We start from the raw sequence: 8,519 nt of genomic DNA on the forward strand, positions 1-8,519 counted from the left end.
CAAAAATCCTTGGCAACCGGAATACCCCTGGCTTTTGCAATAATTCCAAGCGATCACGATTCGCTCTTCGCTACCATGATTATTCCCATAACTGCTTATCATTTGTTTCAATTATTAATGGGGTCGCTACTCGTTTCTTGGATGAATTCCTCAAAGGTTAAAGAATAGCTGTAATGGATGGTTCGTTTCTTGCATGGTTTAAGAATTCCTATTTGTATAAGTATTTGGAACAATGAATGATTGTACTGACATAGCTAATGCCTCATCCAAGCTCGTTGAGCTTTTAGGCAATTGTGTCGAATTTGGAGAACAAGCCAGAGAAGATGCATCCTATGACGGGCTTAAGGTTAGCTTCCTTCCTGATGCGGTTATTAGGGTGAAGGAAGCCGAGCAGGTTGGGGATGTCCTGAGGATTGCTAATGAGCATGCAATCCCCGTAACCACAAGAGGTGCGGGATCATCCCTTACGGGTGGTGCGACTCCCATAGCGGGCGGATGGGTGCTCGATCTTTCGAGGTTGAATCATTTGGATATCGACGAGAGTAATCAGCTTGCAAGGTGTGGGCCGGGTGTAGTGGTGGCTGATTTACAAAGCTTGGCTGCGGAAAGTGGCTTGTTTTATCCGCCCGACCCATCCTCTAAGAAATTTTGTACAATTGGGGGGAATATAGCTTGTAATGCTGGTGGTTTACGCTGCGTGAAGTATGGGGTGACCCGGGACTATGTACTGTCTCTGGCAGGATATCTCGCAAGTGGAGAATATGTGGAATGGGGCAGGGCGACTCGTAAGTTTGCGACCGGTTATAATGTCCGCGATTTGTGGATTGGCAGTGAGGGTACCTTAGGTGTGGTAACCGAGGCAACTTTGCGACTTGTGGATCTTCCTTTAAGCACGCGTACCTTTCTTGGAGTTTTTGAAAACGATGAGGTGGCTTTGTCCTCACCAGGAAAACTTCGCAAACTTGGTCTACGACCTTCCATTCTTGAATACCTCGACCGATGGACCATTGATTGCCTGCAAAAATATGTCGGTACGGATGTTTTCCCCGGTATCACTCCCCATCCTATGCTTCTGATCGAACTGGACGGTTCGGAAAGTCAGGTGGATGAGCAGACTAAGGAATTGGAAGGCTGGTTAAAAACGACTGCCCTTGCTCATCGCTCGGCACATTCATTGGAGGAGGCTGAGAAATTGTGGGAAGTTCGTCGCCAGGGATCTTCTTCCATGAAAAAACTGGCCTCTACAAAATTAAATGAAGATGTGGTTGTTCCCTTGGGCAAACAAGTGGAATTAGTTGGGGCAGTTGAAAGGTTACGGGCAGTTTATGGCATCAAAATTGGAGTCTTTGGACACTGTGGAGATGGTAACTTGCATGTTAATTTAATGTACGATGAAGAAAATTCAGAGGAAACCAGTCGTGCGGTATCCGCCCTTAAAGAATTGATGAGCAAAGTCATCGAACTGGGGGGGGCGATTAGTGGGGAACATGGAGTGGGACTGGCCAAGACTCCTTTTGTACGCGAACAATTTAATAATGCAGAGTGGCGGGCAATGCTGGCGATTAAAGAGGCTCTTGATCCAAACAAAATTTTAAATCCGGGAAAAATTTTTGACGTTTTCCATCCTTGGGAACAAAAAAAGAAATCCGTGACATTGTCATGGGAAATCGAAAACAAAGAACCAAAACCACAGGAAGTATGAAAAAGCCCTACCTAATCGCCCTCATCCTCAGCTTACCTCTATTATCTACTTTTGGCCAAGACGAGAAGCTCTATCCATGGACTGATTTGCAGGGCCGCACTTTACAGGCGTCATTTATTTCTTTCGATAATGTCGCTCAAACTGTAACCATCAAATGGAACGGCCAAGTCTTTCCTTTGCCTCTGAATACTTTAGACACTCAATCGCAGGCATTAGCTAAACAACTGGGAGCACCCGCACCCAAGGCTCCGCCTGCCACATCTTCTCCATTCGACGAGATTCTCGCTGCAGTGCCCGAAGATTTACTCGGGCCCGAAGCTTTGGATGTAGAACATGATTGGCAAAGTGCTGACGGTCGGGCACTGAAGGCAAAGTTTGTTTCTCTCAAGGGAGACCAACTCACATTATCAATGAATGGTGGAGCTAAGGAATTTACCATAGGATTAGACAGGTTCGCCCTTGAGTCACAGGCATTGGCCAAACTTTTACAGCCCTTAGCCACAAAGCACCGTCCCGCTCCTCCCAAACCTGCTGCCCCGGCAAAACCTGTAAAAGTTGTTCCCCCAAAAGTGGTGGAAGCTGATTTGGATAAGATGCACACCTGGACTAGCTCCGATGGACGCCCATTGCAGGCATCTTTTGTATCTGCAGACGATCAGGGAGTAGATCTTAAAATCCGCGGCCGATCCAGTCCGATGTCATTACCTTGGACGAAACTGGATCCACAAACTATCGCTTTGGGGAAAGCCCTGCAAAAACTTAAAAAGTCCTTGGTGCCGACAATTCTTGGGGGAGGAGAAAAAGTCTTGGAGAGGTATGGATCAGGAAAGTGGAAAGGATACAATACCTACCTTGAGAGTGTCGCTTTTGAAGGAGGTTTGCATGCTAACGGGCGCTTGGCACATATTTGGTTGTTAGATGAGAATGGTGCCCGTGTGCAAAAATCTCCCATCGCAATAGATATTTATGGATATTCGAAGTCAGAAGGACGAGGCTGGAATAGAAGACGTGTTAAAAGCCTCGCTTCATCACCCCCTGTATCTCAAGACCGTCGAACAACCACTGTAAAAGGGGAATGGGAAAATGGCTCTACTTTTGAATATAATTTTGAGTTCTCTCACGCTGGTATGTCTTTTTGGGGAAAGGCAAAAGAGCCAAAAAGTGAAGAGTTTCCATCCATCCTGAGGATAGATTTGAAAGCACCCTCAATTATCGATGCGGCGAACGCAACATTTGAACAAATTAAAGAAGCCGCGGGTGATGGTGCTCTGTATGTTGATCCCGTTGCCGGGAAGACACTTAAATTTCCCTTTAATGAGAAATGGGATGATATTAAAGACGGATTTTCTAAAGGTGGGAAAAAATCTGTGGATTACAACCCAATCAAATATGCTGAGTTTAGGGGATCTCCATTTGGTGAGCACAAAATTAAAGTAAAATCTGCAAGCACAAGATCAGCACGTTTGTCATGGTGGGATGGATATTCTCAAGTATTTCCTGTGCAGGGAGCCTACATTCTTTTGAAGAGTATGGATGGGCACGAAGCAGGATCTTCAAAAACCCCCGGCGACTTCAAGCAGAGGTTAGAAATTAAAAAAAGCGAACGCTTGGACTTAAAAGTTATTCGCGGTGCAGGTTGATGGATTGCTAATATTTGTTAAGCTTTTATTTTTTCTACTTCTCGCATTTTCCCTGTTTGGGGATCGAGTAAGGGTTGCATCCTACAATGTAAAAAATTACTTAGTGATGGATCGGTTGGTTGCTGGTTATTGGCGTGAGGACTACCCTAAACCAGAAATTGAAAACGGTATAATTCGTTCCATGATTCGCCGAGTGAGTCCAGATATATTGGCATTGCAGGAGATAGGAGAACCACACTATCTCAATGAATTATGGAGAGATTTAAACGGCTCAGGAATTGGCCATTATAAACATTCCTACTGGGTGCGGGGAGAAAACGATGAACAGCGCCACCTTGCTTTGCTAAGCAGATTGCCCATTATCTCAAAAAAATCTCATCTTAACATAGAGTTCTCATATTTTAACGAGACTGTGCGACCAAGAAGAGGGTTGATGGAGGTCGAATTTCGTACCAAGGGAAAAACCTGGAGGTTATTTAATCTTCATTTGAAGAGCAAATGGACAGAGAGAAAGGATGATCCCCAGGCTGCGGATTTACGAGAAAAGGAAGCACGCGCAATGAGGGATTTTATACGTCAAACCTATCTGCCTGAAACCAACCCAACCCACATGATCGTTGGAGATTTTAATGATTTTAAAAATACCGCCCCTTTGAGACGCTTTCTCAAAGTGAATAAAACAGTCTTAAGCCATATGCTTCCCTGTCGGGATAGCCTTGGGTATTTCTGGACTCATTACTATGCCAAGCAAGATAGTTATGACCGCCTGGATTACCTTTTGGCCAGTCCATCTATGAAAGAGCACTACCTTGAGGGTTCGGCTAGAATTGCAGATTACCTACGATGCCTCGAGGGTTCCGATCACCGCATGGTCTACGCGGATTTTGAGTTTTAGTAATCTAAATTAATAAAAGTGTAAGTCTGTGGAGGTTACACCGGCTCTACACGGACCTATTCCTTCGTGAATCTCTATGTTCTTTGCTTTGGATAAATTTCTGATTTCTGGATACCTCCATGAATCGTCCACCAAAATAATACCCCCTTTGGAAATAAATTTCTGGGCTTTTTGAAAGCAACTCGTTCTCGCAGACCATGTGGAGTCAGGTCCAAAGTGATCTTCTCCATCGACGACTACAAAGTCCACTTCATGATCAAGGGCCTTTAAATATGCACAGTTCTCGAAGGCTTCTTGATTAGCCAAATTTATTTCGGCTAATCTTAATTGTATAGAAGCTAACCTAGATTGGCTAACCTTTAGGTTAACCTCCTCAAACCATTTGGTGTCGTGTTCGATCGATTTAACCGAGTGGAAATTTTTACCTAAAAATAAGGTCGAACCCCCAGAACCCCACTCGAACACCTTTAATGAATCAGGAATCTTTTTTTCAACATAGCGAATAGAAGAAAGACTCCACCAAGGAAGTTGTAAATCCAATGGAGATTGGGAGCCTAAAGAATTTTTTAGATAGAACGGAAGGTCGAATGGTCGATTTGCCAAATGCAGCAATACTTTTTTGATTCGTTGCGGGTTGGAAAGATACATAAGAGGGTAGGCATTAACTAGACCTGGTTTAACAAGTCCACAAGCCTTTGGATTCAATCATTTCGCAGACGGGTTGGGGGAGTGGTTCCTGCCATCCTGTCTCGCGGGAACATACTTTTTGAAAAACATCCCTTGAAAAGAGTTTCATGTTATCACGATCGCAATGTTCAATGGTTTCAAGAAATCCATTCTCCCGAACATATTTATAAAGATTTCTCAGGTTTTCTGCGACCACAAGGTTGTCTATGGTAATCAATCCATCCTCGTTGGCGACTGCTTCGACATTATCCCCTCTGCCCATTTGCTGGCTGTATGCATCAAAGGTTTCCTGTTCGATCGGATAGGCATAAATACGGAGGTTTTCTTTAAACAAAATGCCAAAGGCTTCGAGAATTCCTCCATCCAAGCTGGAATAGTATTCCTCCTTAAAGATATCGGCGAGGTTGTTAAGTCCAAGCACCAATCCAATCGGTTCCTTGACCAAGTTTCGTAAGTATGAAGATAGTCGATAATACTCAAAATAATTGGTAACTAATACACCGTAACCACAGGCATTAATCACTTCAATACGGGCGATAAAATCATCATGATCCACATCGCCGTCGTCTCCCAACGAACCTAGGGTAAGTTCCATAAATACCTTGAGCCTGGTTTCATCTACCTCTTCTCGATTTATAAATTGAGCTTTAGCTTTCTCTAACATATCGATGTTCACCTTGGTCAATGGACGAAAGCTACCACGTTCAATCAGGCAGGAATGTTTGTAGAGCTTTTCTGCGGCTTGTACCACATGGCCGCTTTCATCGAACATCACTGCATGGGTAAGACCGTTACGGATGAGTTCGAGGCAGAGGATACGATTATCCCGTTTCTGAAAATCTGGTCCATTGAATTCAATCATATCCACCTCAATGCGATCGGTGCCAATTTCGTCGAGCAATCCGGAGATGAATTTGCCTGGTTCATCCCGTAAGTGAAATGCCCCGTAAACAATATTTACCCCAAGTCTGCCAATTGCGTCCTGTTGTAAACGGTTGTCCCGGTCAAGCATACGGACATGCAGAATAATGTCGTGGGGTTTTCCTAACGGTTCAAGCTGCAGGCGTATTCCCATCCACCCATGGCATTCGTTGGTCTTGTTGTAGTTAAGGGCGGTCACCGTATTGGCAAAGGCGAAAAAAGTGGATTCATTACCCCGGTCTGGGGTGAGGCGCTGGTCGAGCAGATAAAATTCGTGTTCCAACATTTGCACCAAGCGTTGCCGGGAAACATAGCGACCGGCTTCTCCATAGATGGAGTCACTAAATTTCATATCATAGGCAGAAATGGTTTTTGCTACCGTGCCAGCGGCTCCACCCGCCTGGAAAAAATTTCTGCCCACTTCCTGACCCGCCCCGATTTCGGCAAAGGTACCATACTTGGCAGGGTCCAAATTAATACGCAAGGCCTTGCGTTCAACACTTTGAGGTTCGTCATCCATGACTATCGCACGATGTTGGATTTCCGATGACAGGCAAAGTTTTTCTTCGACCTTTAGTCTAATCAGGTGTTTTTTCTTATCTTTAAACGAATGAAAAAGTTTTTTTCCGAAGTTCTGCGAAAATTCGCAGTGTCAATAGTATCGACCATTCTTTTTGCTTTGGTCTTTTTCTTCCTTCTCGGGGGAATTTTTGCTTCATTTCTTGAAAGCCCAAAGCCGGAAATTAGAAAGTCTTCCTTTCTTGTTCTCGATCTTACCATGAATCTGACTGAGCGTCCAGGAGGGCTAACCTTCGAGGATGTTGCTGAACAAGCCTTGACTGATGAAGTTAGGCCGATGCAGGCCCATTTACTGGAGGTTCTAGATGCCTTGAGGAAGGCAAAGACGGACAGACGAATTTCGGGAATTTTGGTGAAAGGAAGTTTTCAGCCACAGGATTATGGATGCGGATATTCCACGGTGCGTGAAATGATCGAGGGCATGGAAGATTTTAAGGGCTCGGGTAAGCCGGTGATTGGGTTCTGTCACAGTCCTTCCCAACTCGATTACCTGGTTTTTGCCGCATGTGATGAATTGTACATGGATCCATCGGGCACTTTGCTTCTGAATGGTTTGGCCAGTGGCGATTTGTTTCTCGGAGATACTCTCAAGAAATATGGGGTTGGTGTACAGGTTATCCGGACCGGTCGATATAAAGGAGCGGTTGAACCTTTTACTTCCAATGCATACAGCCCGGAAAACCGCGAACAAATCAAACGGTTGTTAGATGTTCGCTGGGCTGATTATCTCGGGTTTATTGCCCAGCGGAGAGATCTTTCAGTTGATGAATTGAATACCACCTTGGCTACCAACTTTTTATTCGAGTCGGAAGATGCAATGGAGAATGGATTGATTGATAAAATCCTTACCCATGATCAATTTATCGATTTGATTATCGAGAAGGGAGCTTTGAATGAGGATGACAATTGGTACGAGGAGGTTGCTCTGATTGACTATTTGGACCGCCCGCAACCTGGTGAATCCCTTCAGGGACCTGAAGGACATTTTCGTAATCCTGAGATTGCAGTGATTTATGTAGAGGGTGTAATCGTTGATGGATGGGCGGATGATGGATCCATGGTAGGTGGAGGTGAGATTGTTAGTCGGATACGCTCAGCATGGAACGATGAAAATTGTCGGGCTATTGTATTGCGCGTCAACAGCCCGGGAGGAAGTGTATCTGGATCCGATGCCATTTTGCAGGAAATCAGCCGGGCTCGTAAGGAGGGTTTGCCCGTGGTGGTTTCCATGGGTGCAGTTGCTGCATCAGGTGGGTATTGGATTGCCACAGATTGTGATCTTTTACTCGCTCATAAACAAACGATTACCGGATCCATTGGTGTGTTCGGGTTACTTCCCAACCTTCAGGGTCTTGGTGCCCGGTTTGGGGCCTCTTTCGATTCGGTAAAGACGCATCCGTCTGCTGATCTGCTTGGAGTTTCCCGTCCGAAAACTCAGCAGGAAATGAAAGTTTTACAAACCCATGTGGAATCTCTCTATGGGAAATTTGTGGATCTTGTAGCCAATGGCCGTGGCCTTACTCCTGAGGTTGTTCATAAGCATGCCGAGGGAAGGGTATGGATGGGAGAAGATGCCCAAGAAATTGGTTTGGTACAGGAACTTGGCGGTTTATACGATGCCATTGATCGGGCAGCTGAATTGGCAGAGTTGGGTGATGATTTTGAAGTGATTGAAATTCCCGAGGTCAGCAATCCCATGGATGAATTTACAGAAATGCTAGATGCAGAAGCCAAATCCCATACATCTTCGCGAATATCAGCCTTGCAAGTTCTGGCTGGTGCAAGTGGGTTGAAGGGTGCCGAGTCTGTTATCCGTGCACTGGACAATCCCCGACGAACCTATTCGTGGTTATCCTGGTATCGTGGGTCCTTTGGCTTTCAACCTTAATTATTATTTATACAAAACAATATCCATCTAACTTTAACTTATGAACCAAACTGTTACCCTTACCCGATCCTGTACCGCGACCATCATCCCGGCAGGAGATGAAATCAACCTGGCAGAAGGTGCTACCTACAGCATTGCCCAGTCACTAGGGGGATCCGTCACCCTGCGCGATGCCAGTGGAATGTACCGGGTTGGAGAATCTGAGCT

7 protein-coding genes are annotated in these 8,519 nt (G+C 45.2%); 5 read left to right on the plus strand and 2 right to left on the minus strand.

The window, feature by feature from the left end; genetic code table 11:
• The first annotated feature begins 9 nt into the window (after positions 1-9).
• The 4 genes from ACKPQ4_RS07460 (at position 10) to ACKPQ4_RS07475 (ending at position 4,237) form a co-directional block, all read left to right on the plus strand.
• Positions 10-168: a hypothetical protein gene (locus tag ACKPQ4_RS07460; RefSeq protein WP_407680567.1), complete on the plus strand. Its 159-nt coding sequence runs from the start codon at positions 10-12 to the stop codon at positions 166-168.
• 64 nt (positions 169-232) lie between these two features.
• A complete protein-coding gene (locus ACKPQ4_RS07465; protein ID WP_407680561.1) occupies positions 233-1,702 on the plus strand; it encodes an FAD-binding oxidoreductase in 1,470 nt (489 codons plus the stop codon).
• Positions 1,699-3,342 (plus strand): hypothetical protein, encoded by a 1,644-nt coding sequence (locus ACKPQ4_RS07470; RefSeq protein ID WP_407680562.1) that lies wholly within the window; start codon positions 1,699-1,701, stop codon positions 3,340-3,342. Before ACKPQ4_RS07465 ends, ACKPQ4_RS07470 begins: the two co-directional genes overlap by 4 nt.
• A 4-nt stretch (positions 3,343-3,346) precedes the next feature.
• The gene (locus tag ACKPQ4_RS07475; protein ID WP_407680563.1) at positions 3,347-4,237 is read left to right on the plus strand and encodes an endonuclease/exonuclease/phosphatase family protein; all 891 of its coding nucleotides are present in this window, start codon (positions 3,347-3,349) and stop codon (positions 4,235-4,237) included.
• A 9-nt stretch (positions 4,238-4,246) separates the two neighbouring features.
• Here ACKPQ4_RS07475 and ACKPQ4_RS07480 read toward each other — a convergent pair whose 3' ends face one another.
• Together ACKPQ4_RS07480 and ACKPQ4_RS07485 are read right to left on the minus strand one after the other, a co-directional pair.
• Complete coding sequence (locus ACKPQ4_RS07480; RefSeq protein WP_407680564.1) at positions 4,247-4,840, minus strand: hypothetical protein; 594 nt, start codon at positions 4,838-4,840, stop codon at positions 4,247-4,249.
• 73 nt (positions 4,841-4,913) lie between these two features.
• Positions 4,914-6,365 (minus strand): TonB-dependent receptor, encoded by a 1,452-nt coding sequence (locus ACKPQ4_RS07485; protein WP_407680565.1) that lies wholly within the window; start codon positions 6,363-6,365, stop codon positions 4,914-4,916.
• 90 nt (positions 6,366-6,455) lie between these two features.
• Here ACKPQ4_RS07485 and sppA point away from each other — a divergent pair, with 90 nt between their 5' ends.
• On the plus strand, positions 6,456-8,312 hold the full coding sequence (gene sppA / locus ACKPQ4_RS07490) for a signal peptide peptidase SppA (protein WP_407680566.1): 1,857 nt from the start codon (positions 6,456-6,458) through the stop codon (positions 8,310-8,312).
• The last annotated feature ends 207 nt before the right edge of the window (positions 8,313-8,519 follow it).

Origin of the sequence: Candidatus Chordibacter forsetii (genome assembly GCF_964187505.1) — a bacterium.
GTDB classification, from domain to species: domain Bacteria; phylum Verrucomicrobiota; class Verrucomicrobiia; order Opitutales; family Seribacteraceae; genus Chordibacter; species Chordibacter forsetii.